Below are 23,846 nucleotides of genomic sequence, written 5' to 3'. Positions count from 1 at the left end.
TGTAGCGACCGTGCCCGGCATTCGTGAGAACCCTCACGGATCGCGGGCATGAATCCCGCTTCGGGCGGCAGCGTCGGGGCCAGGCCCGGCCTGAGACAATGGCGTGATGCCCGAATGGACCGTTCCGGCGCTGCTGGCGCTGAACCTGCTGCTGCTGGCGTGGATCGCGCTGCGCCGCCCCGACGACGGCGCCGAGCGCCGACTGGAAACCGAACTGCGCGACGAGTTCGCACGCACGACGACCACGCTGCGCGCCGACCTGGCGACGCTGCAGCGTTCGCTGCTGGCCCACGGCGGCGAGAACCAGCGCACCCAGAACGAGCAGATCGACGCGATCCGGCGCCAGCTGGCCGCCTCCCAGCTGCAGGCCGAAGCCTCGATGCGCCGTTTCGGCGAGACGCTGGCCGAACGGCTGCAGGCGCTGTCCGACGCCAACGAGCGCCGCCTGGGCGCGCTGCAGGAAGGCAACGAGCGCAAGCTCGAGCAGATGCGCGCCACCGTCGACGAGAAGCTGCAGGCCACGCTGGAGCAGCGCCTGGGCGAGAGCTTCCGCCAGGTCGCCGAACGGCTGGAGCAGGTGCACCGCGGCCTGGGCGAGATGCAGACGCTGGCGCGCGACGTCGGCGCGCTCAGTCGGGTGCTGAACAACGTCAAGACCCGCGGCGTCTTCGGCGAGGTGCAGCTCGCGGCGCTGCTGGAGCAGGTGTTCACCGCCGAGCAGTACGCGGCCAACGTCGCCACCGTGCCGGGCAGCAGCGAACGTGTCGAGTTCGCGATCCGGCTGCCGGGGCAGAAAGACGGTGCGCCGCTGTGGCTGCCGATCGACGCCAAGTTCCCGCGCGAGGACTACGAGCGCCTGCTCGACGCCCACGAGCGTGCCGACGCCGCCGGCGTCGAGGCCTCGGCGCGCGCGATCGAGCAGCGCTTGCGCGCCGAGGCGCGCACGATCCGCCAGAAGTACGTCGCGCCGCCGCACACCACCGACTTCGCGATCCTCTTCGTGCCCACCGAGGGCCTGTACGCCGAGGCGCTGCGCCGCCCCGGCCTGGTCGACGCGCTTCAGCGCGAGCACCGCGTGATGCTGGCCGGGCCGACGACGCTGCTGGCCACGCTCAACAGCCTGCAGATGGGGTTCCGCACGCTGGCGCTGGAGCGCCGCTCGGCCGAGGTCTGGGAGGTGCTGGGCGCGGTGAAGACCGAGTTCGGCAAGTTCGGCGACGTGCTCGCCAAGACGAAGAAGAAGCTCGAGGAGGCGCACGGCGCGATCGACCAGGCCGAGGTGCGCACACGCCAGATGGCGCGCCAGCTCAAGGGCGTCGAGGCCTTGCCCGAGAGCCGCGCCGTCGAGCTGCTGCCCGGCGAGGGCCGCGATGGCTGAGGCCGACCCGGCGCCGCAGCGCGGTGCGGGATGGCTGGCGGCGCTGATCGCCGGCCAGGTGGGCCTGCACGCGGCGATGGCCGGGTTGCGCATGGCCGCGCCGCTGCAGGCGCTGCGCGAGGGCTTCAGCCCCTGGGCGGTGGGCCTGCTGCTGGCGCTGTTCGCCGCCGCGCCGGTGGCGCTGGCGCTGCATTCGGGGCGCCTGGCCGACCGCCATGGCTACCACCGGCCGGTCTACATCGCCGTGGTGCTGGAGATCACGGCGCTGCTGATCGCGCTGGCAGCGGACTTCGCCGGCGGCACGCCCGGCTTCGTGCTGCTGTGCGTGGCGGCCATGCTGGCCGGCGCCGGCGCCAACATGGGCATGCTGACGATCCAGCGCACCGCCGGGCTGGCGGCGCACGACGGGCCGGAGCGCGTGCGTGTCTTCAGCTGGCTGGGCATCGCGCCCTCGTTTTCCAACGTCGTCGGGCCGGTGGCGATCGGCTTTGCGATCGACCTCGCGGGTTTCGGCGTCGGTTACGCGCTGATGCTGCTGCTGCCGCTGGTGACGCTGATCACCGCGCGGCGTGTCGCGCGTGTCGTGCCGGCGGCCCGCCCCGGCCGCGACGGCACGGCCTGGGACCTGCTGGACGCCCCCGGCCTGAAGCGCCTGCTGCTGGTCAACTGGCTGCTGTCGATGTGCTGGGACGTGCACAGCTTCGCGGTGCCCATCCTCGGTCACGAACGCGGCTACAGCGCCTCGACGATCGGCCTGGTGCTGGGCACCTTCACGATGTCGGTGACGGCGGTGCGCGCCGTGATCCCGTGGATCGCGCACCGGCTCGACGAGACGACCGTCGTGCGCGCCGCGATGCTGGGCACCGGCGTGGTCTTCGCGGCCTACCCGCTGGCTTCGTCGCCCTGGGCGATGGGCGGCTGCGCGGTGCTGCTGGGCGTGACGCTGGGCGTAGTGCAGCCGATGATCATGTCCACGCTGCACCAGCTGACGCCGGCGCACCGCCACGGCGAGGCGCTGGCCTTCCGGTCGATGGCGATCAACGCCTCGAGCACGGTGATGCCGCTGATCTTCGGTGCCGCCGGCACGGTGGTCGGCGCGGCGGTGCTGTTCTGGGCCGTCGGCGGTGCGGTCGGCGCCGGCTCCTGGGTCGCCCGCCGCCCCGGGGAAGCCGGTTAGAAGCGGAAGCTGCCTTCGGCCGGTGGCGGTGCCTCGGCCGGCGCCGCGGAGGCCGGCACGGCGGCCGGGCGGGCGGCGCGCGCCGGCGTGCCCTCGGCCAGTGGCGCCACCGGCGGCGGCTGCCAGCTGCGCGGCAGCTTCGACTCCTTCGGGTAGCCCGCGGCGTCCAGATAAGCGTTCCAGTCGGCCGGCGCCAGGCCACGCAGCACCTGCTGGCCGATGGTCAGCGCCGGCACGGTGCGGGCGCCGGTCAGACGTTCCAGCGCCAGCGTGTCGTCGTCGCTCGCGATGCGACGCTCGCGGTAGGGCACGCCGCGCTGCTGCAGCAGCGCTCGTGCGCTGTCGCAGGGCGTGCACTCGGCCGTGGCGTAGAGCACGACCGGATAACGTGCGTTCGCCTGGCGCAGTTCCAGCGGCAGCGAGGCGTCGCCCAGCGGCGTCGTCTCGCCATTGCGGCCCAGACTGGTGATGCGTGCGTCCGACGCCGTCGGTGGCCGGTCGGTATAGGTGATGCTGCCGTCGGGGCCGATGACCTTGTACAGCGCCCAGGCCGGGGCGCAGGCCGCGGCCAGCGCGGCCGCGAGAACGAGCTTGGACGCGTGCGACATGGGATCAATCTAGCGCAGGACCGGCGCCGCCATGCCCTGGTGGCGCAACAGCGCGTCCAGACGTGGTTCACGCCCGCGGAAGGCGACGAAGCTCTCCAGCGCCGGGCGGCTGCCGCCGGCTTCGAGCACGCACTCGCGGAAACGCCGCCCGGTCGCCGGGTCGAAGACGCCGGCTTCCTCGAAGGCGCTGAAGGCGTCGGCCGACAGCACCTCGGCCCAGGCGTAGCTGTAATAGCCGGCCGAGTAGCCGCCGTCGAACAGGTGCGTGAAGCTGTGCGGGTAGCGGTGCCAGTCGGGCATCGCCCAGCCGCCGATCTCGGCGCGCACCTCGTCGACCAGCGCCATCACCTGCCGTTCGCGGCCCGGCTCGGCGTGCAGCCGCATGTCGAACAGGCCGAACTCGGCGTGGCGCAGCATCATCAGCCCGCTCTGGAAGTTCTTCGCCGCGACCATGCGCTCGAAGAGCTCGCGCGGCAGCGGCGCGCCGGTGTCGACGTGGGCCGACAGCCGCGACAGCACCTCCCACTCCCAGGCGAAGTTCTCCAGGAACTGGCTGGGCAGCTCGACCGCGTCCCACTCGACGCCGCTGATGCCGGCCACCGCCAGCTCGTCGACCTGGGTCAGCATGTGGTGCAGGCCGTGGCCGAACTCGTGGAACAGCGTGACCACGTCGTCGTGCGACAGCAGCGCCGGCTTGTCGCCGACCGGCGGCGCGAAGTTGCAGACCAGGTGCGCCAGCGGCCACTGCAGGCCGCCGCCGTCGGGCCGTTGCCAGCGCCCGCGTGCGTCGTCCATCCAGGCGCCGGACTGCTTGCCGGGCCGGGCGTGCAGGTCGAGGTAGACGCCGGCGATCGTGCGCCCGTCACGGCGCAGTTCGCAGAAGCGCACGTCGGGGTGCCAGGCCGGCGCCTGGGCGGCCACGATCTCGACGTCGAACAGCGTGTGCACCAGGCCGAACAGGCCCTCGAGCACACGCGGTTCGGTGAAGTACTGGCGGACCTCGGCGTTGGAGAAGGCGTAGCGCGACTGCTTCAGGCGCTCGCTGGCGTAGCGCCGGTCCCAGGGCGCCAGCGTCGACAGCCCGAGCTCGCGCGCGGCGAACTCCTCGAGTTCAAGCTTGTCGGCCAGCGCGAACGGCCGGGCGCGCTGCGCCAGGTCGCGCACGAAGTCCATCACCTGCGCCGGCGTCTCGGCCATCTTGGGCACCAGCGAGACCTCGGCGTGGCTGGCCAGGCCCAGCAGCGTGGCTTCCTCCTGGCGCAGCGCCACGATCTCGGCGATCAGTGGCCCGTTGTCCAGCTCTGCGGCGCCGAACTCGCTGGCACGCGTGGCGTCGGCGCGGAACAGCTGCTCGCGCAGGCCGCGGTCGTGCGCGTACTGCAGCACCGGGCGCAGCACCGGCTCGTGCAGCGTCAACTTGTGGCCGTCGCGGCCTTCGGCGGCGGCCGCCGCGCGCGTGGCCTCGACGACGTCGGCCGGCACGCCGGCCAGCGCGGCGGTCTCGACGTACAGCGCGAAGCCGTCGGTGGCGTCGAGCACGTGTTCGCCGAAGGCCTGCGACAGCTCGGCCAGGCGCGACTCGATGGCGGCGAAACGCTCGCGCGCCGCGCCCTGCAGCTCGGCGCCGCCGAGCACGAAGTCGCGCAGCGTGTCGGCCAGCGCCTTGCGGCGTGCCGGTGCCAGCGCCGCGGCGTCGGGCCGCGCGGCGACCGCCTTGTACTTGGCGTACAGGCGCTCGTCGGCGCCCAGGCGGGTCAGGAAGTCGGTGACACGCGGCAGCGCCTCGCCATAGGCGGCGCGCAGCTCGGGCGTGTCGGCGACGGCCTGCAGATGGCCGACCGCGCTCCAGGCGCGGCGCAGGCGCTCGACCGGCACGTCCAGCGCGAGCGACAGCGCCCCGTAGTCGGCCGGCACCGCGGCAGAGACCGCGGCCTCCAGCGCCGCGTCGGCCTCGGCCAGCAGCGTGTCGACCGCCGGCACGACGTGCCCGGCGCGGATCTCGTCGAACCGCGGCAGGCCGGCGAAGTCGAGCAGCGGGTTCAACGCGCCGCGCCCTGGGCCGTCTCGGCCGCCTGCAGCGTGTTGACGAGCAGCATCGTGATCGTCATCGGGCCGACGCCGCCAGGCACCGGGGTGATCCAGCCGGCGACTTCACGCACGCCGGCAAAGTCGACGTCACCGCAGAGCTTGCCTTCGTCGTTGCGGTTCATGCCGACGTCGATGACGATCGCGCCGGGTTTGACCATGTCGGCGGTGACCGTGTTGCGCCGGCCGACCGCGGCGACGACGACATCGGCCTGGCGCACGTGGTGGGCGAGGTCGGCGGTGCCGCTGTGGCAGACGGTGACGGTGGCGTTGGCCTGCAGCAGCAGCAGGGCCATCGGCTTGCCGACGGTGTTGCTGCGGCCGATGACGACCGCGTGTTTGCCCTTCAGGCTCTGGCCGGTGCTCTCGATGAGCTTCATGCAGCCGAAAGGCGTGCAGGGGCGCAGGCCGGGCAGGCCGCTGGCCAGCTCGCCGGCCGACAGCACCGAGAAACCGTCGACGTCCTTCTCGGGCGTGATCGCGGCGATGACCTTCTGCGGGTCGATGTGTTTCGGCAGCGGCATCTGCACCAGGATGCCGTCGATCGCCGGGTCGGCGTTGAGCGCGGCGATGCGCGCCAGCAGCACGTCCTCGGCGAGCTCGGCGTCGTACTTCTCGAACACCGAGTGCAGGCCGCTCTCGGCACAGGCCTTGATCTTGTTGCGCACGTAGACCGCGCTGGCCGGGTCTTCGCCGACGAGGATGACGGCCAGGCCGGGGCGGCGGGGCAGGGCGGCGGCACGTTCGGCGACGCCGGCACGCAGGGTCTTGGACAGCGCGACGCCGTCGATCAGCTGGGCGGTCATTCTTCTATCGGCTCCACAAACGAGAAAGGCCGCTGGGGCAGCGGCCTCGGGACGGGTGTCCGCGGGTCGGGCTCAGGCCTTGCCGTGCGCGCCGAGCGCGATCTTCAGCAGGTCGGCGACGGTGTTGGCGTTGAGCTTTTCCATGATGTTGGCGCGGTGCGCCTCCACCGTCTTGATGCTGATGCCCAGGTCATCGGCGATCTGCTTGTTCAGGCGGCCGGCGACGATGCGCTCGAGCACCTGCGATTCGCGCGTCGTCAGGCGCGCCAGCAGCGCGTCGCGGCTGGCCTGCTCCTGGTGCTGGCTGAAGGCCTGGCGCGCCTGGTCGAGCATGCGCTCGACCAGCGACACCAGTTCCTCTTCCTTGAAGGGCTTCTCGATGAAGTCCATCGCGCCCTTCTTCATCGTCGTCACGGCCATCGGCACGTCGCCGTGGCCGGTGATGAAGACGATGGGCAGCGGGCTCTTGCGTTCGAGCAGCCGGTCCTGCAGTTCCAGGCCGCTCATGCCGTCCATGCGGATGTCGGCGATGAGGCACGCCACTTCGCGCGGGTCGAAACGCGCGAGGAAGGACTCGGCCGAGTCGAAGCACTTGACGCGGTAGTCCTTGCCTTCCAGCAACCACTGCAGCGAATCGCGTACGGCCTCGTCGTCGTCGACGACGTAGACGGTGCCCTTCTTGGGGATCAGGCTCATGTGGAGGTGACGGTGGTGGTGGATGAAACCGCCTTGCCAGCCTCGTCCCCCGTGCCTGCCGCCTCGTGGCGCGCCGCGATGTCGACGGGCAGGGTGAAGGCGAAACGGCAGCCGACGATGTGGTGGCCATTGTAGAGGTTCTGGGCCCTCATCCGCCCCCGGTGCGACTCGATGATCGATCGGCAAAGGGACAGCCCGATGCCCAGGCCCTCGGCCTTGGTCGAGAAGAAGGCTTCGTACAGCCGGCCCAGCACTTCCTCCTTGATGCCGGGGCCCATGTCGGTGACGCTGAACTCGATGACGTCGCCTTCCTCCTGCGCGAAACGCGGCACCACCGACAGCTCGATGTGGCGCCTGGCCGACGGCAGCCCGGCGCCGTCGATCGCCTCGGCGGCGTTCTTCAGCAGGTTCAGCAGCACCTGCTCGACGAGGATCGGGTCGCACATCAGCGTCGGCAGGCGCTGCGCGACGTAGGTGTGGATCGCCACCTGGCGGCGGCGCAGCTCGATGCCGGCCAGGTCGACCGCGTCCTCGACGATCTGCTGCGCCTGCGCCGGCTGGCGCTGCGGCTCGCTGCGTTTCACGAACGAACGGATGCGGTGGATGATCTGGCCGGCGCGTTCGGCCTGGCGCGCGGTCTTCTGCAGCGCGGCGACCAGATCGTCCTGCGAGATGCTGCCGGCCTTCACGCGCGAGACCATGCCGTTGCAGTAGTTGGTGATGGCCGTCAGCGGCTGGTTGAGCTCGTGCGCCACCGACGAGGCCATCTCGCCCATCGTCACCAGCCGGCTCGTCACCTGCGCCTTTTCGGCCTGCATCGCGGTCTGCTCCTCGGCGCGGCGGCGGGCGGTGATGTCGGTGGCGATCAGCATCTGCGCCAGTCGCCCGTCGGTCCACTGCAGGTAGCGCGAGCGCACGTCGAACCACTTCTGCAGCGACTCGACGTAGACCTCGCGCGGGCTGGTGCCGACTTCGGTCAGCTCGTGCGTCGGCAGGCCCGAGAGCTGGTCGACGTCGTCCTCGGCCCCGGGCAGGAACTCCGCCGGCGCCGCGCCGCCGGTCAGCAGCGCGTGGCCGCGCGCGTCGCCGCCGAACCACAGCCGGTACGAGCGGTTGGTGAACAGCAGTTCGCCCTGCTGCACCGACAGCACCGAGACCGAGGCGTCCAGGCCTTCGAGCACGGTCGTGAAACGTTCGTGCGAGGCCGAGAGCTGGTCGCGGATGCGCTTGGCCTCGGTGATGTTGGTCATCGAGGTCATCCAGCCGGTCTGCTGGCCCTTGGGATCGATCAGCGGCGAGACGTACATGCGCGCGTCGAAGACGAAACCGTCCTTGCGCATCACCTTGACCTCGATGCCGCCCGAAGGGCTGCGGCCCTGCAGCTCGAGCTGCAGGAAGCGGCCGTTCTCCTCGACACGGTCGGGCGGCCAGTAGGGGAAGGGCGGCAGGCGGCCGATCAGCTCCTGGTCGGTGAAACCCGTCATCTGGCAGAAAGCCGCGTTCACGTAGGTCATGCGGCCGTCCAGGTCCATCGCGCGCATGCCGGTGGGCATCGAGTTCTCCATCGCGCGGCGGAAGTTGGTTTCCTGCACCAGCGCGCTCTGGATGCGCGCGCGGTGGCGCACGTGGCGCCAGGTGCCGAAGAGCATCCACACCGTCAGCCCCGACAGCGCCACGACCATCCAGAACAGGGTGTTGCCGACCAGGCCCTTGGAGGTCGGGTAACCCTGGCCACGCAGCATCAGGCCGTTGAGCGCCGGCGTCAGCGGGGCGTCGCTGGTCAGCGGCTCGCGGCCGCCCGCGGCGTCGGGCAGCCGGGTGACGGTGCTCACGAGCACGCTGCCGTACTGGTCGACGACGGAGATCATGTGCCGGCGCGCGACGTCCGCGGGCACGAAGTTGCGCAGCAGCGTGTCCACCGAGTACTCGACGACCAGTGCGCCGGTGAAGCGGCCGTGGTCGATCAGCGGCATCTGCAGCTGGAAGTAGGCGGTGCCGATGTCGTCGACGAAGGCGCCGGAGTAGGTCGGCAGCCGCGTCGTGCGCGCGCTGTCGAAGGCGAGCGCGGCCGCGCCGTTGCGCGCTGTCAGCGGTGCCAGCGGCGCCTGCGAGCCCGGGAGCACCTCGCGCACCGCCGGGTCCGGCGCGTACAGCGTCGCACGATGGATCGCCTTGGGCACGCGGTCTGCCCCGACCCAGCTGATCTGGATGATTTCCGGCCGGTCCTTGGAAAATGCGAGCGCCTGCTCGATGAAACGTTCCGGCGACGCGCCGGGCGTCGCGAGGTCGCGCGCCAGCGGCGTCAGTTGCTCCTGGTTCTGGATCAGGCGCAAACCGATCTGCTGCTGCGTGAGTTCGGCGTCGCGTTTGATGGATTCGGTCTCACGCACGATCTCCTCGTTGCGCAGATACCAGAACGCCGAAATCATCGCTGCCAGGAACAGCAGTACCGAAGCCAGCGGGCCCAGCGTCGCGAGCCGGTCCTGGCGCGACGGAGACAGGCCGCGCCACCAGCCTGCGAACGGACGGCGGCGGGCATGGTGGGCCGGTGCGGTGCCGGGAGTCGGGACGGAGTTCGGGGCCATGGCGGGGATTATCCCGAGGGCGCCGTGGTTGGGTCTCGGGGGCAATGCCGGGTGCTGCGGTGCAATATCAATTCCATAATATGAGAAGAGGCCGCACTATTCGGAATTCGCGCAAGTTGTGCCACACTCGCCGCCGTTTCAGACTGACCAGATGAGGAGACAAGCATGGCTGCTCAGCCGGATGCCCTGCCGGATGATCCCCTTGACCACGATGCGCAAGAGACGCGCGAATGGCTGGAGGCGCTGTCCGCAGTCATGGCCAACGAAGGTCCGCAGCGCGCGCATTTCCTGCTCGACCAGTTGATCGACGAGGCGCGCCGCAACGGCGTCAACCTGCCGTTCTCGGCCAACACCGCCTACGTCAACACGATTGCGCCCGACGAGGAGGAGCGCAGCCCCGGCAACCTCGAGCTCGAGGGCCGGCTGCGTGCCGCGATGCGCTGGAACGCGATGGCGATGGTCGTCAAGGCCAACCGCCTGCACCCCGAGGACGGTGGCGACCTGGGCGGCCACATCAGCTCGTTCGCCTCGGTGGCGCACATGTTCGCCGCCGGCTTCAACCACTTCTGGCACGCCGACAGCGAAGGCCACGGCGGTGACCTGCTCTACATCCAGGGCCACAGCGCGCCCGGCATCTACGCCCGCGCCTTCCTCGAAGGCCGGCTCACCGAGGAGCAGCTGCTGAACTTCCGCCAGGAAGTCGGCGGCAAGGGCCTGTCGAGCTACCCGCATCCGAAGCTGATGCCCGAGTTCTGGCAGTTCCCGACCGTCAGCATGGGCCTGGGCCCGCTGATGGCGATCTACCAGGCGCGTTTCCTGAAGTACCTGCACGCACGCGGCATCGCCGACACCTCCCAGCGCAAGGTCTGGGTGTTCCTGGGCGACGGCGAGATGGACGAGCCGGAGAGCACCGGCGCCATCGGCCTGGCGGCGCGCGAGAAGCTGGACAACCTGATCTTCGTCGTCAACTGCAACCTGCAGCGCCTGGACGGCCCGGTGCGCGGCAACGGCAAGATCATCCAGGAGCTCGAAGGCGAGTTCCGCGGTGCCGGCTGGAACGTCATCAAGCTGATCTGGGGCAGCAACTGGGACCCGCTGCTGGCGCGCGACAAGGATGGGGCGCTGCGCCGCATCATGATGGACACGCTGGACGGCGACTACCAGGCCTTCAAGGCCAACGACGGCGCCTTCGTGCGCAAGCACTTCTTCGGCCGCGACCCGCGCACGCTGGAGATGGTGTCCAAGATGAGCGACAGCGACATCTGGCAGCTGCGCCGCGGCGGCCACGACGCCAACAAGGTGTATGCCGCCTTCCACCGCGCCAACGCCCACACCGGCCAGCCGACCGTCGTGCTCGTCAAGACCGTCAAGGGCTACGGCATGGGCAAGGCGGGCGAGGGCAAGAACACCGCGCACCAGGCCAAGAAGCTGAGCGACGAGGACATCCGCTACTTCCGCGACCGCTTCAACGTGCCGATCCCCGACAGCGAGCTGGCGAAGATCCCGTTCTACAAGCCGGCCGACGACACGCCGGAGATGCGCTACCTGCACGAGCGCCGCAAGGCCCTGGGCGGCTACCTGCCGCAGCGCCGCCGCGTCGCCGAGGAGAGCTTCACGGTGCCGCCGCTGGAGACCTTCAAGGCGGTGCTCGAGCCCACCGCCGAAGGCCGCGAGATCAGCACCACCCAGGCCTACGTGCGTTTCCTGACGCAGCTGCTGCGTGACCAGGCGCTGGGCCCGCGTGTCGTGCCGATCCTCGTCGACGAGGCGCGCACCTTCGGCATGGAAGGCCTGTTCCGCCAGATCGGCATCTACAACCCCGAAGGCCAGAAGTACACCCCGGTCGACCGCGACCAGGTCATGTACTACCGCGAGGACAAGGCCGGCCAGATCCTGCAGGAAGGCATCAACGAGCCCGGCGGCATGGCCAGCTGGATCGCCGCGGCGACGTCCTACAGCACCAACAACCGCATCATGGTGCCGTTCTACGTCTACTACTCGATGTTCGGCTTCCAGCGCATCGGCGACCTGGCCTGGGCCGCCGGCGACATGCAGGCGCGCGGCTTCCTGCTGGGCGGCACCTCCGGGCGCACGACGCTCAACGGCGAGGGCCTGCAGCACGAGGACGGCCACAGCCACATCCTGGCCGGCACGATCCCGAACTGCGTCAGCTACGACCCGACGTTCGCGCACGAGGTCGGCATCATCCTGCACCATGGCTTGAAGCGCATGGTCGAGAAGCAGGAGAACGTCTTCTTCTACGTCACGCTGCTCAACGAGAACTACCCGATGCCCGGCCTCAAGCCCGGCACCGAGGAACAGATCATCAAGGGCCTGTACCTGCTGGAGCCCGGTGCCGAGCACTCGCCGCGCGTCAACCTGCTGGGCAGCGGCACCATCCTGCGCGAGGCCCAGGCCGCGCGCGACCTGCTCGCCGCCGACTGGGGCGTGTCGGCCAACGTCTGGAGCGCACCGAGCTTCAACGAGCTGACGCGCGACGGCCAGGACTGCGAACGCTGGAACCTGCTGAACCCGACGGCCGAGCCGCGTGTGCCCTACGTCGCGCAGCAGCTGGGCGCGCACGCCGGCCCGGTCGTCGCGTCGACCGACTACATGAAGAACTACGCCGAGCAGATCCGCCCGTTCCTGCCCAAGGGCCGGGTCTACAAGGTGCTGGGCACCGACGGGTTCGGCCGCAGCGACTTCCGCAGCAGCCTGCGTGCGCACTTCGAGGTCGACCGCCACTACATCGTCGTCGCGGCGCTGAAGGCGCTGGCCGAGGAAGGCACGGTGCCGGCGACCAAGGTCGCCGAGGCGATCACGAAGTACGGCCTGGATCCGGCCAAGGCGAACCCGCTGTACGCCTGACGAACCCAAGAAGACAACGGAGATAACGCATGGCGGTGGTGGAACTGAAGGTCCCCGACATCGGCGACTTCAATGAGGTCGAGGTCATCGAACTGCTGGTCAAGCCGGGCGACACGGTCGCGCTGGACCAGTCGCTGGCGACGGTCGAGTCGGACAAGGCTTCGATGGAGATCCCGGCAGAGCGCGCCGGCACGGTGCGCGAGCTGAAGATCCAGCTGGGCGACAAGGTCAGCCAGGGCAGCGTGATCGCGCTGCTCGAGGTGGCCGACGACGCCGGCGCAACGGCCGCTCCCGCGGCGGCGCCGGTGGCTCCCGCGGCGGTGCCGGCCCCTGCGTCGGCCGCCACGGCGGCTCCCGCGGCCGCCCCGGCGGCCTCGGCCACCGGCAGCGTCGAAGTGCTGGTGCCCGACATCGGCGACTTCGCCGAGGTGACGGTCATCGAGGTCTTCGTTCAGCCCGGCGACACCGTCAAGGCCGAGCAGAGCCTGATCACCGTCGAGAGCGACAAGGCCTCGATGGAGATCCCGTCCTCGCACGGCGGCGTGCTGCGCGAGCTGAAGGTCGGGCTCGGCGACAAGGTCAGCCGCGGCTCTGTCATCGCGGTGCTCGAAGTGGCGGCGGCGAGCGCGCCGGTGGCGCCGGTCGCGGCACCGGCCCCCACGGGCGCGGCCGCCGCACCGGCCCCCGCCGCGCCGGCCGCCACGCCCGCCGCCGCGCCGGTGCCGGCGCACGACCCGACGGCGCCGGTCTCGGCCGCGCTGCCGCACGCCTCGCCGTCGATCCGGCGTTACGCGCGTGATCTCGGCGTGCCGCTGGCCGAGGTCCGGGGCAGCGGCCCCAAGGGCCGCATCACCCAGGAAGACCTGCAGTCCTTCGTCAAGGGCGTGATGGCCGGCGACGCGCAGACCACGGCGCAGAAGGCCAAGGCGCCGGCGGCACCGGCGGCCGCGGCCGGTGGCTCGCTGCCGGGCCTGCTGCCCTGGCCGCAGGTCGACTTCGCCAAGTTCGGCGCGGTCGAGCGCAAGCCGCTGTCGCGCATCAAGAAGCTCAGCGGCGCCAACCTGCACCGCAACTGGGTGCTGATCCCGCACGTCACCAACCACGAGGACGCGGACATCACCGAGCTGGAGGCGTTGCGCGTCCAGCTGAACAAGGAAAACGAGAAGTCGGGCGTCAAGGTCACGATGCTCGCTTTCCTGATCAAGGCCTGCGCCGCGGCGCTGAAGCAGTTCCCCGAGTTCAACGCCTCGCTCGACGGCGACGAGCTGGTGCTCAAGCAGTACGTGCACATCGGTTTCGCCGCCGACACGCCCAACGGGCTGGTCGTGCCGGTGATCCGCGACGTCGACGCCAAGGGCATCCTGCAGATCAGCCGCGAGATGTCCGAGCTGGCGAAGAAGGCGCGCGACGGCAAGCTGACGCCCGCCGAGATGTCCGGCGGCTGCTTCTCGATCAGTTCGCTGGGCGGCATCGGCGGCACCTATTTCACGCCGATCATCAACGCGCCCGAGGTCGCGATCCTGGGCGTCTGCCGCAGCGCGATGAAGCCGCAGTGGAACGGCCGCGAGTTCGTGCCGCGCCTGATGCTGCCACTGTCGCTGAGCTGGGACCACCGCGTCATCGACGGCGCCGCGGCGGCACGTTTCAACGCCTTCCTGGCGTCGGTGCTGGCGGACTTCCGCCGCGTGATGCTGTAAGGGGACACGACGATGGCCGTCATCGAGATCCGTGTTCCCGACATCGGCGACTTCAAGGAGGTCGCCGTCATCGAAGTGCTGGTCGCGCCCGGCGACACGATCAAGGCCGAGCAGAGCCTGATCACCGTCGAGAGCGACAAGGCGTCGATGGAGATCCCGTCGCCGCACGCCGGCGTGCTGCGCAGCCTGGCCGTGAAGGTCGGCGACAAGGTCGGCCAGGGTTCGGTGCTGGCGAGCATCGAGACCGCCGAGGCGGCAGCGCCCGCAACGGCAGCGCCGGCGCCGGCGGCGGCGTCTCCCGCACCGGCGCCGGCGGCCCCCGTGGCCGCCGCGTCCGGCGGCGCCTACGACTGCGACCTGCTGGTGCTGGGCGGTGGCCCGGGCGGTTATTCGGCCGCCTTCCGCGGCGCCGACCTGGGGCTCAAGGTCGTGCTCGTCGAGCGTTACCCGACGCTGGGCGGTGTCTGCCTGAACGTCGGCTGCATCCCGAGCAAGGCGCTGCTGCACGTGGCCGCGGTCGTCGACGAGGCGGCGCACCTGGCGGCTGCCGGCGTCAGCTTCGGCGCGCCGCAGATCGACCTCGACCAGCTGCGTGCCCACAAGCAGAAGGTCGTCTCCAAGCTCACCGGCGGTCTGGCGGCGATGGCCAGGATGCGCAAGGTGACGGTGGTGCAGGGCGTCGGCGCCTTCGCCGGGCCGCACGAACTGGCGGTCGAACTGGCCGCGGGCGGCACGCAGACGATCCGCTTCGCACAGGCGATCATCGCCGCCGGCTCCGAAGCGGTGAAGCTGCCCTTCCTGCCCGACGACGACCGCATCGTGACGTCCACCGGCGCGCTGCAGCTGCGCCAGCGGCCGAAGAAGATGCTCGTCATCGGCGGCGGCATCATCGGCCTGGAGATGGGCACGGTCTATTCGACGCTGGGCGCGCGCCTGGACGTCGTCGAGATGCTCGACGGCCTGATGGCCGGCGCCGACCGCGATCTCGTCAAGGTCTGGCAGAAGATGAACGCGCACCGCTTCGACCGGCTGATGCTGAAGACGAAGACGGTCGGCGCCGAAGCCACCGCCGACGGCGTCCGCGTGCAGTTCGAGGCCGCCGACGGCACCCGCAGCGACGGTCTCTACGACCTCGTGCTGCAGGCCGTGGGACGGCGCCCGAACGGCCGCGCGATCGGCGCCGAACACGCCGGCGTCAAGGTCGACGAACGAGGCTTCGTGCCGGTGGACGTGCAGATGCGCACCAACGTGCCGCACATCTTCGCGATCGGCGACCTCGTCGGCCAGCCGATGCTGGCGCACAAGGCGGTGCACGAAGGCCACGTCGCGGCCGAAGTCGCCGCCGGCGACGACAAGGCGCGCTTCGACGCGCGCGTGATCCCGGGTGTCGCCTACACCGACCCCGAGGTCGCCTGGGTCGGCCTGACCGAGGACGAGGCCAAGGCGCGCGGCGTCGCCGTCAAGAAGGGCCTGTTCCCGTGGTCGGCCTCCGGCCGCGCGATCGCCAACGGCCGCGACGAAGGCTTCACCAAGCTGCTGTTCGACGCCCAGACGCACCGCATCCTGGGCGGCGGCATCGTCGGCACGCATGCCGGCGACATGATCGGCGAGGTCGCGCTGGCCATCGAGATGGGCGCCGACGAGGTCGACATCGGCCGCACGATCCACCCGCATCCGACGCTGGGCGAGTCGCTGGGCCTGGCGGCCGAAGCCGCGCACGGCAGCTGCACCGACCTGCCTCCGGCACGGCGCTGATCGCCGGCACCAAAAGGAAGAGGGCTCCCTAGGGAGCCCTCTCTTCTTTGCGAAACGCCGGCCCGCGTCGGTGGCGCGGGCGTCCGGGTTTCCTCAGGCCTTCTTCGCCCAGGCGCTGCACCAGCCCTTGTTGGCAACCTGCTTGCCCGCGAACAGCGGGCAGCCGCCGACGGCGTCGGTCGCCTTGCCTTGGAACAGCGCGCAGTTGCCGCAGTGCGAGCCGGCAACGAACTGCTTGTACTTGGCCTTGTCGGCCTTGGCGGCGTCCGAGACGTAGCCCAGCGCGACGGCTTGCGGATCCTTCTCGTCCACCGGGGCGGCCATGGCACTGCGGCCAGTCAGCAGCGCAGCGCCGGCGAGCGGGACGATCTGGATGAATTCACGACGAGAGGTCATTCGCGGTCTCCGAAAGGAAAGTCGATGCGGGTGGCCCGCCGCGTCAAGGCACGTTTGGACCAACACCTGAGACGGTAACGCATCATTGGTCCATTCGGCTGACATAGATCGCATATCGCTCGGCTTTACGTCGCGAATGGACGTCAATGGCGGCTAATGATTGCAAATGCGAAGCGTTCTCAATTGCAAATGGGCGGGCGAATGGCACTGTTTTGCGGGGGCGCGATCAAGTCCCGGCCGACCACGGACGATGGTGCTGGCATGCTGGGCGGCCGGATGCCACCGGCGCTGACGCGACCTGCACCGTGCCGCACCTGCCCGACTTCACGCCCGACTCCCTGCGCCGACGCCTGGCATCCTGGGTGGCCGGGCGACGCGAAGGGCCGCGTCCGGCGTCGCCGCCGGCGCCCGTGGAGGTGTCGCCCGAGCGGCTCGTCGAGGTCGGACGCGAAGCCGATCGGGTGGAGGCGCTGCGGCTCGAGGCCCATACCGATCCGACGTCCGGCCTGCCCAATCGCCGGCATTTCGTCGGTCTGCTGGGCAGCGTGCTCGGCCAGGGCGCCGCGCCCGAGCGCTCGTTGCTGCTGCTGCGCGCGCTCAATCTCGCCGCGTTGCGCCTGCAGACCGGCAGCGAGGCCGTCGAACGGCGCCTGGCGCTGATCGGCGAGGCGCTGGAAGCCTACCCGCAGCACGTGCCGGGCGCCTTTGCCGGCCGTCTGAACGACAGCGATTTCGCGCTGTGCCTGCCTGCGGCGGGCGTGGCCGAGGAAACCGCGCGCACGCTGCTCGAAGCGCTGCGGGCGACGCCCGCGGCCGGGCCGGGTGCGATCGAACTGGTGATCGGCGCCGCTGACGACCTGCGTGCCGGCCTGCCCGGCGACGCGCTGGCGGCGGCCGACCTCGCGCTTGCCCAGGCCGAGGCGGCGGGGCCGTTCAGCATCGAGATCCACACCGCTGGCGGCGCGGTGCTGGGCGAGCAGGTCTGGCGCAGCCGGATCGCCGAGGCGCTGCAGGAAGGCCGGGCGACGCTGGGCGAGTTTCCGGTCTCCGACGCGCACGGCCGGGTGCTGCACCTGGAGTGCCCGTTGCGACTGCAGCTCGAGCCGGGTGGCCCGTTCCGCGAGGCCCAGCGCTGGCTGGCGATGGCGACACGGTCCCGGCTGTTGCCGCGTGTGGATCTGACGGCGATCGAGCTGGCGCTGCTGGCCAGCGAGCGCGATGCCCGGGCGCGCTGCGTGCACGTCGGCGCGGCGTCGCTGACGACTCCCGGTTTTGTCGCCGAGGTGCGGCAGCGCCTGCAGGCCCAGCCCGAGGCCGCGCGGCGCCTGCTCGTCGACGTCGGGGAAGGGGTCTGGCTCGAACGTGCGCTGCCGCGGCTGGCGGACGCGGCCGTGGCCTGGCGTGCCTGCGGGGTGCGCCTGGGCGTCGAGCACGCCGGCGCGTCGATGCACGCGCTGGCCCGGCTGGCCGGCGTCGGCCTGGACCACGTTCGCATCGAAGCGAGGTTCGTGCGCGGGGCGGCGGCCGACCCAGCCGTTCGCGCCTTTGCCGCCGGGCTCGTCGGGCTCGTGCACGGCATGGGGCTGACGCTGGTCGCCGAAGGCGTTGACGACGATGCTGACCTCCAGGCCTTGTTCGGGGCCGGTTTCGACGCCGCCACGGGCCCTGCCGTGCGCCAGCGCTGAAGCCGGGCAGCGTCAGCGGATGTCGCCGGCGTGCACCTCGAAGCGGCCGCGCTCGCGGTCGGCGAAGAACAGGCGCAAGGTCTCGCGCACCGTCCGGAAGGCGAGTTCGTCCCAGGGCAGTTCGTGCTCGCGGAACAGCCGCGTTTCCAGCGTCTCGGGGCCGGGCGCGAAGTCCGTGTCGTGCAGCCTCGCGAGATAGAAGAAATGCACCTGGCCGGCGCTGACGACGTTCAGCACCGTGAACAAGGCACCGAGTTCGATGCGCGCGCCGGCTTCTTCGTCGGTCTCGCGCATCGCACCTTCGGCGGTGCTCTCGCCGAGTTCGAGAAAACCCGCCGGCAGGGTCCACAGGCCGTGCCGCGGCTCGATCGCACGCCGGCACAGCAGGACCTGGTCACCCCAGACCGGCACGGTGCCGACGACGTTGATCGGGTTCTCGTAGTGGATCTCACCGCAGGCGGTGCAGATCGCGCGCTCCCGGGTGTCTTCGGGGGGGACGGCGTAGCGCGCCGGGTGGCCGCAGACCCGGCAATGGCGGATGCGGCGGGACTGGAACATGCGGGCAGTGTAGCGGCGGCGCGTGGCATCATCGTTTCATCGTCCACCGTCTTGATCTTGGATATGCAACTCGTGCTGCCTGCTCCTGCCCCCGTCCTGCTGCCGGTCGCCGGCGGCGCGGCGTTCCCGGTGCGCCGCGTCTTTTGCGTCGGTCGCAACTACGCCGAGCACGCCCAGGAGATGGGCCACACCGGGCGCGAGGCGCCGTTCTTCTTCATGAAGCCGGCGGACGCCCTGGTGCCGGTGGCCGAAGGCGAGACCCGCGTCATCGACTATCCGTCGCTGACGGCCAACCTGCACCACGAGATCGAGCTCGTCGTCGCGCTCGGCCGTGGCGGCTGCGACATCCCTGCGGCCGAGGCCGTCGACTGCATCTGGGGCTACGCCGTCGGCCTGGACATGACGCGGCGTGACCTGCAGAACGAGATGAAGAAGCAGGGCCGGCCGTGGGAGATCGGCAAGGCCTTCGAGCAGTCGGCCCCGATCGGGCCGCTCGTGCCGCGCACGCGCTGCGGTACGCTCGAACGCGGCGCGATCACGCTCGCCGTCAACGGGCAGCCGCGGCAGAAGGGCGATCTGTCGGACCTGATCTGGAGCATCCCGGAGACGATCGAGCAGCTCAGCCGCGCCTGGCGCCTGGAAGCAGGCGATCTGATCTTCACCGGCACGCCGGCAGGCGTGGGGGCGGTCGTGCCGGGCGACGTGATGGAGGGGGCCGTCGAAGGCCTCGGCACCCTGCGCGTGGCCGTGAGGTGAGCATGGAGCTCTACAACTTCTTCCGTTCGTCGGCGTCCTGGCGGGTGCGCATCGCGCTCGCGCTCAAGGGGCTGCAATACGACTACAAGCCGGTGCACCTGCGCCGCGACGAGCAGTTCCAGGAGTCCTATGCCGCGGTGTCGGCGGCGCGCCTGGTGCCGCTGCTGCGCGACGGCGACGCGGTCATCACGCAGTCGCTGGCGATCATCGAGTACCTCGACGAGACCCACCCCGAGCCGCCGCTGCTGCCGGCGGACGCGGCCGGCCGCGCCCGCGTGCGCGCGCTGGCCTACGACATCGCCTGCGAGGTGCATCCGCTGAACAACCTGCGCGTGCTGCGTTTCCTGGTGCGCGACCTGAAGCTCTCGGAGGACGACAAGAACCGCTGGTATCGCCACTGGGTCGAGACCGGGCTGGAGACGCTCGAGCGCCAGCTCGCCGCGCGGCCTTCGACCTTCTGCCACGGCGAGGCGCCGACGCTGGCCGACTGCGTGCTGGTGCCGCAGGTCGTCAACGCGCAGCGTTTCGACTGCCGCACCGAGCACGTGCCGAACGTGCAGCGCATCTTCGACACCTGCATGCAGCTGCCGGCGTTTGCCGACACCCAGCCGTCGCGCTGTCCCGACGCCGAGCCATGAGACCGGTGCTGCTGCACCCTGAATGGCCGGCGCCCGAAGGCGTCTGCGCCGCGTTCAGCACGCGCCAGGGCGGCGTCAGCGCCGCGCCCTTCGACAGCCTGAACCTGCGCCCGCCGGGCCTGCGCGGCGATGCCGTCGACGCACCCGAGGCGGTGCTGGAGAACCAGCGCTGCTTCGCCGCCGCGCTCGGTGCACGCCCGGTCTATCTCGACCAGGTGCACGGCGTGGCCGTCGTGCGGCTGCGTGGCGACGAGCCGTCGGACCTGCTCGCCCGCGCCGACGCCTGCGTCACCACGGCCGCCGGCGTCGCGTGCACGGTGCTGGTCGCGGACTGCCTGCCGGTGCTGCTGTGCACGGCCGATGGGCGCGGCGTCGGCGCCGCGCATGCCGGCTGGCGCGGGCTGGCCGGGGGTGTCGTCGAAGCCACCGCCGCCGCACTGTGCGAGGCCACCGGCGCGGCGCCGCGGGATCTCGTCGCCTGGCTCGGGCCCTGCATCGGGCCGCGGCAGTTCGAGGTCGGGCAGGAGGTCGTCGAGGCCTTCGGCGGCGACACCGACGCCGAGCCGGCCGCCGACGTGCCGGCACTGTTTCGACCGCGCAGGCGCGACGACGGCCAGCGCCGCTGGCTCGCCGACCTGCCCGGGCTGGCGCGGCAGCGGCTGGCCGCGCTGGGCGTCGAGCGTGTCAGCGGCGGCGCCTGGTGCACCGTCGAGGACGGCTCACGGTTCTTTTCTTTCCGCCGCGACCGGATCACCGGCCGCATGGCCGCCGCCGTCTGGCGCCGCGGCTGAGGCTTCGGCGGCGCGGCGCGCACGGCGGCGCGCCGGCGTGCCCATGATGTAGAGCACGATGGCGAGCGGCAGCACGCCGTACATCGTGAAGGTGACGATGGCGCCGAGCACGCTGCCGTTGGCCGACAGCGCTTCGGCCAGCGCCATCATCAGCACGACGTAGATCCAGGCGATGGCAACGATGTACATCTGGGTTAGGGTGTTGCGGTGCGTAAGTATCGCGGCCCGCGTCAAGCCGAGGTAAGCCGTCCGGCCTACAACCGTCGTGCGTCGCGGGGCCGCGCTTTGCCGGGCCACCATCGCCAGCGAGGAGACAAGCAATGACGAGCAAGCGCAGCTTGCCGGCCGCCGACGGCACTCAGGCCGCGGCATTCGGCGCCGCCGTGGGTGAGATGCTGAGGTCGATGTCGGGCCTGCGGGTTCCGCAGGAGGCGCTGGCGGCCATCCAGGGTGAGTACCTGAAGGCCGCGACCGAACTCTGGAACGCGGCGCTGCAGCGGGCCGGCAGCGAGGCCACGACGCCGCAGGCGCTCGGCGACCGCCGCTTCGCCGCAGCCGACTGGGCGCAGAACCTGGGCGCGGCCTACGTCGCCGAGATGTACCTGCTGAACGCACGCACGCTGCAGCGCATGGCCGACGCGGTGCAGGGCGACGCCAAGGCGCGCGAGCGCGTGCGTTTCGCCGTGCAGCAGTGGGTCGAGGCGGCCAGCCCGAGCAACTACCTGGCCTTCAACCCCGAGGCGCTGCGCAGGGCGCTGGAGAGCCAGGGGCAGAGCATCGCCACCGGCGTGCGCCAGCTGGTCGAGGACCTCGCCAAGGGCCACGTCTCGCAGACCGACGAGACGCTGTTCGAGGTCGGCCGCAACGTCGCGACGACCGAGGGCGCGGTCGTGTTCGAGAACGCCCTGTTCCAGTTGATCGAGTACCGGCCGCTGACGGCCACCGTGCACCAGCGGCCGATGCTGTTCGTGCCGCCGTGCATCAACAAGTACTACATCCTGGACCTGCAGCCCGAGAACTCGGTGATCCGCTACACCGTCGAGCAGGGCCACCGCACCTTCGTGATGAGCTGGCGCAACCCCGACGCCTCGGCGCGCCACCTGGGCTGGGACGACTACATCGCCCAGGGGCCGATCGAGGCGATCCGCGTCGTGCGCGAGATCACGCGCTGCGAGACGATCAACACGCTGGGCTTCTGCGTCGGCGGCACCATCCTCAGCACGGCGCTGGCGGTGCTGGCCGCACGCGGCGAGCGCCCGGCGCAGTCGATGACGCTGCTGACGACGCTGCTGGACTTCAGCGACACCGGCGTGCTGGACCTCTTCGTCGACGAGGCCGGCGTGCAGTGGCGCGAGATGACGATCGGCGCCGACGCGCCCGGTGGCCCCGGGCTGCTGAAGGGCCAGGAACTGGCCACGACCTTCAGCTTCCTGCGTCCCAACGACCTGGTCTGGAACTACGTCGTCGGCAACTACCTGAAGGGCGAGAAGCCGCCGGCCTTCGACCTGCTGTACTGGAACAGCGACTCGACCAACCTGCCCGGGCCGATGTACTGCTGGTACCTGCGCCACATGTACCTGCACAACGAACTCAGGCAGCCCGGCGCGCTGACGGTCTGCGGCGAGAAGGTCGACCTGGGCACGATCGACGTGCCGACATTCGTCTACGGCTCGCGCGAGGACCACATCGTACCGTGGAAGGCGGCCTATGCGTCGGTGCCGCTGCTCGGTGGCAAGCGGACCTTCGTGCTTGGCGCCTCGGGCCACATCGCCGGCGTCATCAACCCGCCGGCCAAGGGAAAACGTTGCCACTGGACGAACGCCGCGACGCCGGCCAGCGCCGACGCGTGGCTGTCCGGGGCCACCGAACACGCCGGCAGCTGGTGGCCGGTGTGGACCGAGTGGCTCAAGTCCCATGGCGGCAAGCTCGTCGCCGCACCAAAAACCCCCGGCAACCGCCGGTACAAGGCGATCGAGCCGGCACCCGGCCGCTACGTCAAGGCCAAGGCCTGAAACCACGAACTGCCCGTCAGCAGGAGACAAGACAAGCATGAGTACCGACATCGTCATCGTCGCCGCCGCCCGCACCGCGGTCGGCAAGTTCGGCGGCGCGCTCGCGAAGACGCCGGCCGCGGAACTGGGCGCCGCCGTCATCCGCGCGCTGCTGCAGCGCAGCGGGCTGGAGGGCGGCCAGGTCGGCGAGGTCATCCTCGGCCAGGTGCTGCAGGCCGGCTGCGGCCAGAACCCGGCGCGCCAGGCCGTCATCAAGGCCGGGCTGCCGAACGCGGTGCCGGCCTACACGATCAACAAGGTCTGCGGCTCGGGGCTGAAGGCGGTGATGCTGGGCGTGCAGGCGCTGCGCGACGGCGACACCGAAGTCGTCATCGCCGGCGGCCAGGAGAACATGAGCGCCTCGCCGCACGTGCTGCCCGGCTCGCGCGACGGCCAGCGCATGGGCGACTGGAAGATGGTCGACACGATGATCGTCGACGGCCTGTGGGACGCCTACAACCACTACCACATGGGCATCACGGCCGAGAACGTCGCGCGCCACTACGGCATCACGCGCGAGGCGCAGGACGCGCTCGCGCTGGCCTCGCAGCGCAAGGCGGCCGCGGCGCAGGACGCCGGCCGCTTCAAGGACGAGATCGTGCCCATCGTGCTGCCGCAGAAGAAGGGCGACCCGGTCGTCTTCGACGCCGACGAGTACGTCAACCGCAAGACCAGCGCCGAGGCGCTGGCCGGCCTGCGCCCGGCCTTCGACAAGGCCGGCACGGTGACCGCCGGCAACGCCTCGGGGCTCAACGACGGTGCCGCGGCGGTGATGCTGATGACCGCGGCCCGGGCCGATCGCCTGGGGCTGCAGCCGCTGGCACGCATCGCCAGCTACGCCAGCGCCGGTCTCGACCCGGCGACGATGGGCATGGGCCCGGTGCCGGCTTCGCGCAAGGCGCTGGAGCGTGCCGGCTGGAAGGCCGCCGACCTCGACTTGCTCGAGATCAACGAGGCTTTCGCGGCCCAGGCCTGCGCGGTGCATCAGCAGATGGGCTGGGACACCGAGAAGGTCAACGTCAACGGCGGCGCGATCGCGATCGGCCACCCGATCGGCGCCTCCGGCTGTCGCATCCTGGTCACGCTGCTGCACGAGATGCACCGGCGCGACGCCCGCCGCGGCATCGCCTCGCTGTGCATCGGCGGCGGCATGGGCGTGGCGCTCACGGTGGAGCGCTGAGTCGGCGCGGCGCCCCCCACGAAGAGGAGGCGCTAGTGTCGTCCTGATTAGAAATGTTCGTCAGCCTGCCTGATCACCTTGCCAGTTCTCGGCGCGGCGCGAGCGACGTCGACTATGAGACGAGCGACGAGGCCCT

At 70.9% G+C, this 23,846-nt stretch carries 19 protein-coding genes; 11 read left to right on the top strand and 8 right to left on the bottom strand.

All coding sequences use genetic code 11. The features are described from left to right. Positions 1 to 106 precede the first annotated feature (106 nt). Both EV684_RS20460 and EV684_RS20455 read left to right on the top strand, forming a co-directional pair. Positions 107 to 1,378, top strand: a complete 1,272-nt coding sequence (locus EV684_RS20460) for a DNA recombination protein RmuC (protein WP_132649199.1) — start codon at positions 107 to 109, stop codon at positions 1,376 to 1,378. Next, on the top strand, positions 1,371 to 2,555 hold the full coding sequence (locus EV684_RS20455; RefSeq protein ID WP_132649198.1) for an MFS transporter: 1,185 nt from the start codon (positions 1,371 to 1,373) through the stop codon (positions 2,553 to 2,555). The genes EV684_RS20460 and EV684_RS20455 overlap by 8 nt, the downstream gene beginning before the upstream one ends. Here EV684_RS20455 and EV684_RS20450 read toward each other — a convergent pair. The 5 genes from EV684_RS20450 to EV684_RS20430 all read right to left on the bottom strand — a co-directional run bounded on the left by EV684_RS20450 (position 2,552) and on the right by EV684_RS20430 (position 9,335). Beyond that, entirely contained in the window at positions 2,552 to 3,163 is a 612-nt protein-coding gene (locus EV684_RS20450) for a glutaredoxin family protein (protein ID WP_132649197.1), read from the bottom strand. The genes EV684_RS20455 and EV684_RS20450 overlap by 4 nt on opposite strands. 9 nt (positions 3,164 to 3,172) lie before the next feature. Continuing rightward, the gene (locus EV684_RS20445) at positions 3,173 to 5,206 is read right to left on the bottom strand and encodes a M3 family metallopeptidase (protein ID WP_132649196.1); all 2,034 of its coding nucleotides are present in this window, start codon (positions 5,204 to 5,206) and stop codon (positions 3,173 to 3,175) included. Continuing rightward, positions 5,203 to 6,054 carry a bifunctional methylenetetrahydrofolate dehydrogenase/methenyltetrahydrofolate cyclohydrolase FolD gene (folD, locus tag EV684_RS20440; protein ID WP_132649195.1) on the bottom strand — a complete coding sequence of 284 codons (852 nt, stop codon included), beginning with the start codon at positions 6,052 to 6,054 and terminating at the stop codon, positions 5,203 to 5,205. Before folD ends, EV684_RS20445 begins: the two co-directional genes overlap by 4 nt. A 72-nt stretch (positions 6,055 to 6,126) precedes the next feature. Next, entirely contained in the window at positions 6,127 to 6,750 is a 624-nt protein-coding gene (locus tag EV684_RS20435; protein WP_009856189.1) for a response regulator transcription factor, read from the bottom strand. Beyond that, complete coding sequence (locus EV684_RS20430) at positions 6,747 to 9,335, bottom strand: PAS domain-containing sensor histidine kinase (RefSeq protein WP_132649194.1); 2,589 nt, start codon at positions 9,333 to 9,335, stop codon at positions 6,747 to 6,749. The genes EV684_RS20435 and EV684_RS20430 overlap by 4 nt, the downstream gene beginning before the upstream one ends. 165 nt (positions 9,336 to 9,500) lie before the next feature. On the opposite strand from EV684_RS20430, the gene aceE reads away from it, so the two are divergent. The 3 genes from aceE to lpdA are packed head-to-tail and all read left to right on the top strand — an operon-like array spanning position 9,501 to position 15,655. Continuing rightward, positions 9,501 to 12,203 carry a pyruvate dehydrogenase (acetyl-transferring), homodimeric type gene (gene aceE / locus EV684_RS20425; protein ID WP_132649193.1) on the top strand — a complete coding sequence of 901 codons (2,703 nt, stop codon included), beginning with the start codon at positions 9,501 to 9,503 and terminating at the stop codon, positions 12,201 to 12,203. A gap of 29 nt (positions 12,204 to 12,232) precedes the next feature. After that, positions 12,233 to 13,900: a dihydrolipoyllysine-residue acetyltransferase gene (aceF, locus tag EV684_RS20420; RefSeq protein ID WP_132649192.1), complete on the top strand. Its 1,668-nt coding sequence runs from the start codon at positions 12,233 to 12,235 to the stop codon at positions 13,898 to 13,900. A gap of 12 nt (positions 13,901 to 13,912) precedes the next feature. Beyond that, the gene (gene lpdA / locus EV684_RS20415; RefSeq protein ID WP_132649191.1) at positions 13,913 to 15,655 is read left to right on the top strand and encodes a dihydrolipoyl dehydrogenase; all 1,743 of its coding nucleotides are present in this window, start codon (positions 13,913 to 13,915) and stop codon (positions 15,653 to 15,655) included. Positions 15,656 to 15,748: 93 nt separating this feature from the next. Here the strand turns inward: lpdA and EV684_RS20410 are convergent, their stop codons facing one another. Continuing rightward, the gene (locus EV684_RS20410) at positions 15,749 to 16,051 is read right to left on the bottom strand and encodes a high-potential iron-sulfur protein (RefSeq protein ID WP_132649190.1); all 303 of its coding nucleotides are present in this window, start codon (positions 16,049 to 16,051) and stop codon (positions 15,749 to 15,751) included. Positions 16,052 to 16,356: 305 nt separating this feature from the next. Here EV684_RS20410 and EV684_RS20405 point away from each other — a divergent pair, with 305 nt between their 5' ends. Beyond that, complete coding sequence (locus tag EV684_RS20405; RefSeq protein ID WP_243651236.1) at positions 16,357 to 17,736, top strand: EAL domain-containing protein; 1,380 nt, start codon at positions 16,357 to 16,359, stop codon at positions 17,734 to 17,736. A 12-nt stretch (positions 17,737 to 17,748) separates the two neighbouring features. Here the strand turns inward: EV684_RS20405 and EV684_RS20400 are convergent, their stop codons facing one another. Continuing rightward, the gene (locus EV684_RS20400; protein ID WP_132649188.1) at positions 17,749 to 18,294 is read right to left on the bottom strand and encodes an NUDIX hydrolase; all 546 of its coding nucleotides are present in this window, start codon (positions 18,292 to 18,294) and stop codon (positions 17,749 to 17,751) included. Positions 18,295 to 18,357: 63 nt separating this feature from the next. Between EV684_RS20400 and EV684_RS20395 the strand changes: the two genes are divergently transcribed. The 3 genes from EV684_RS20395 to pgeF are packed head-to-tail and all read left to right on the top strand — an operon-like array spanning position 18,358 to position 20,479. Continuing rightward, a complete protein-coding gene (locus tag EV684_RS20395; protein WP_132649282.1) occupies positions 18,358 to 19,050 on the top strand; it encodes a fumarylacetoacetate hydrolase family protein in 693 nt (230 codons plus the stop codon). A 2-nt stretch (positions 19,051 to 19,052) separates the two neighbouring features. After that, a complete protein-coding gene (maiA, locus tag EV684_RS20390) occupies positions 19,053 to 19,688 on the top strand; it encodes a maleylacetoacetate isomerase (protein WP_132649187.1) in 636 nt (211 codons plus the stop codon). Between the two features lie 5 nt (positions 19,689 to 19,693). Next, a complete protein-coding gene (pgeF, locus tag EV684_RS20385; RefSeq protein WP_132649281.1) occupies positions 19,694 to 20,479 on the top strand; it encodes a peptidoglycan editing factor PgeF in 786 nt (261 codons plus the stop codon). On the opposite strand, the gene EV684_RS20380 is transcribed toward pgeF, so the two are convergent. Further along, positions 20,408 to 20,668, bottom strand: coding sequence for a hypothetical protein (locus EV684_RS20380; protein WP_132649186.1), 261 nt, complete (start codon positions 20,666 to 20,668; stop codon positions 20,408 to 20,410). The two genes, pgeF and EV684_RS20380, sit on opposite strands and share 72 nt — an antisense overlap. 131 nt (positions 20,669 to 20,799) lie before the next feature. On the opposite strand from EV684_RS20380, the gene phaC reads away from it, so the two are divergent. Further along, on the top strand, positions 20,800 to 22,491 hold the full coding sequence (gene phaC, locus EV684_RS20375) for a class I poly(R)-hydroxyalkanoic acid synthase (RefSeq protein ID WP_132649185.1): 1,692 nt from the start codon (positions 20,800 to 20,802) through the stop codon (positions 22,489 to 22,491). A 37-nt stretch (positions 22,492 to 22,528) separates the two neighbouring features. Beyond that, positions 22,529 to 23,710: an acetyl-CoA C-acetyltransferase gene (locus EV684_RS20370; protein WP_132649184.1), complete on the top strand. Its 1,182-nt coding sequence runs from the start codon at positions 22,529 to 22,531 to the stop codon at positions 23,708 to 23,710. Positions 23,711 to 23,846: the final 136 nt, after the last annotated feature.

Source organism: Rubrivivax gelatinosus (assembly GCF_004340905.1).
GTDB classification, from domain to species: Bacteria; Pseudomonadota; Gammaproteobacteria; order Burkholderiales; family Burkholderiaceae_C; genus Rubrivivax; species Rubrivivax gelatinosus.
This window is presented reverse-complemented; position numbering and strand designations above follow the sequence as displayed.

What these genes read in the sequence shown, in the direction of transcription:
- EV684_RS20400 (WP_132649188.1), bottom strand. Translation starts at nt 18,294, where the DNA reads ATGTTCCAGTCCCGCCGCATCCGCCATTGCCGGGTCTGCGGCCACCCG.
- EV684_RS20430 (WP_132649194.1), bottom strand. Translation starts at nt 9,335, where the DNA reads ATGGCCCCGAACTCCGTCCCGACTCCCGGCACCGCACCGGCCCACCAT.
- EV684_RS20455 (WP_132649198.1), top strand. Translation starts at nt 1,371, where the DNA reads ATGGCTGAGGCCGACCCGGCGCCGCAGCGCGGTGCGGGATGGCTGGCG.
- folD (WP_132649195.1), bottom strand. Translation starts at nt 6,054, where the DNA reads ATGACCGCCCAGCTGATCGACGGCGTCGCGCTGTCCAAGACCCTGCGT.
- aceF (WP_132649192.1), top strand. Translation starts at nt 12,233, where the DNA reads ATGGCGGTGGTGGAACTGAAGGTCCCCGACATCGGCGACTTCAATGAG.
- lpdA (WP_132649191.1), top strand. Translation starts at nt 13,913, where the DNA reads ATGGCCGTCATCGAGATCCGTGTTCCCGACATCGGCGACTTCAAGGAG.
- EV684_RS20395 (WP_132649282.1), top strand. Translation starts at nt 18,358, where the DNA reads ATGCAACTCGTGCTGCCTGCTCCTGCCCCCGTCCTGCTGCCGGTCGCC.
- EV684_RS20370 (WP_132649184.1), top strand. Translation starts at nt 22,529, where the DNA reads ATGAGTACCGACATCGTCATCGTCGCCGCCGCCCGCACCGCGGTCGGC.
- EV684_RS20435 (WP_009856189.1), bottom strand. Translation starts at nt 6,750, where the DNA reads ATGAGCCTGATCCCCAAGAAGGGCACCGTCTACGTCGTCGACGACGAC.
- EV684_RS20380 (WP_132649186.1), bottom strand. Translation starts at nt 20,668, where the DNA reads ATGTACATCGTTGCCATCGCCTGGATCTACGTCGTGCTGATGATGGCG.
- EV684_RS20410 (WP_132649190.1), bottom strand. Translation starts at nt 16,051, where the DNA reads ATGACCTCTCGTCGTGAATTCATCCAGATCGTCCCGCTCGCCGGCGCT.
- EV684_RS20450 (WP_132649197.1), bottom strand. Translation starts at nt 3,163, where the DNA reads ATGTCGCACGCGTCCAAGCTCGTTCTCGCGGCCGCGCTGGCCGCGGCC.
- phaC (WP_132649185.1), top strand. Translation starts at nt 20,800, where the DNA reads ATGACGAGCAAGCGCAGCTTGCCGGCCGCCGACGGCACTCAGGCCGCG.
- aceE (WP_132649193.1), top strand. Translation starts at nt 9,501, where the DNA reads ATGGCTGCTCAGCCGGATGCCCTGCCGGATGATCCCCTTGACCACGAT.
- EV684_RS20460 (WP_132649199.1), top strand. Translation starts at nt 107, where the DNA reads ATGCCCGAATGGACCGTTCCGGCGCTGCTGGCGCTGAACCTGCTGCTG.
- maiA (WP_132649187.1), top strand. Translation starts at nt 19,053, where the DNA reads ATGGAGCTCTACAACTTCTTCCGTTCGTCGGCGTCCTGGCGGGTGCGC.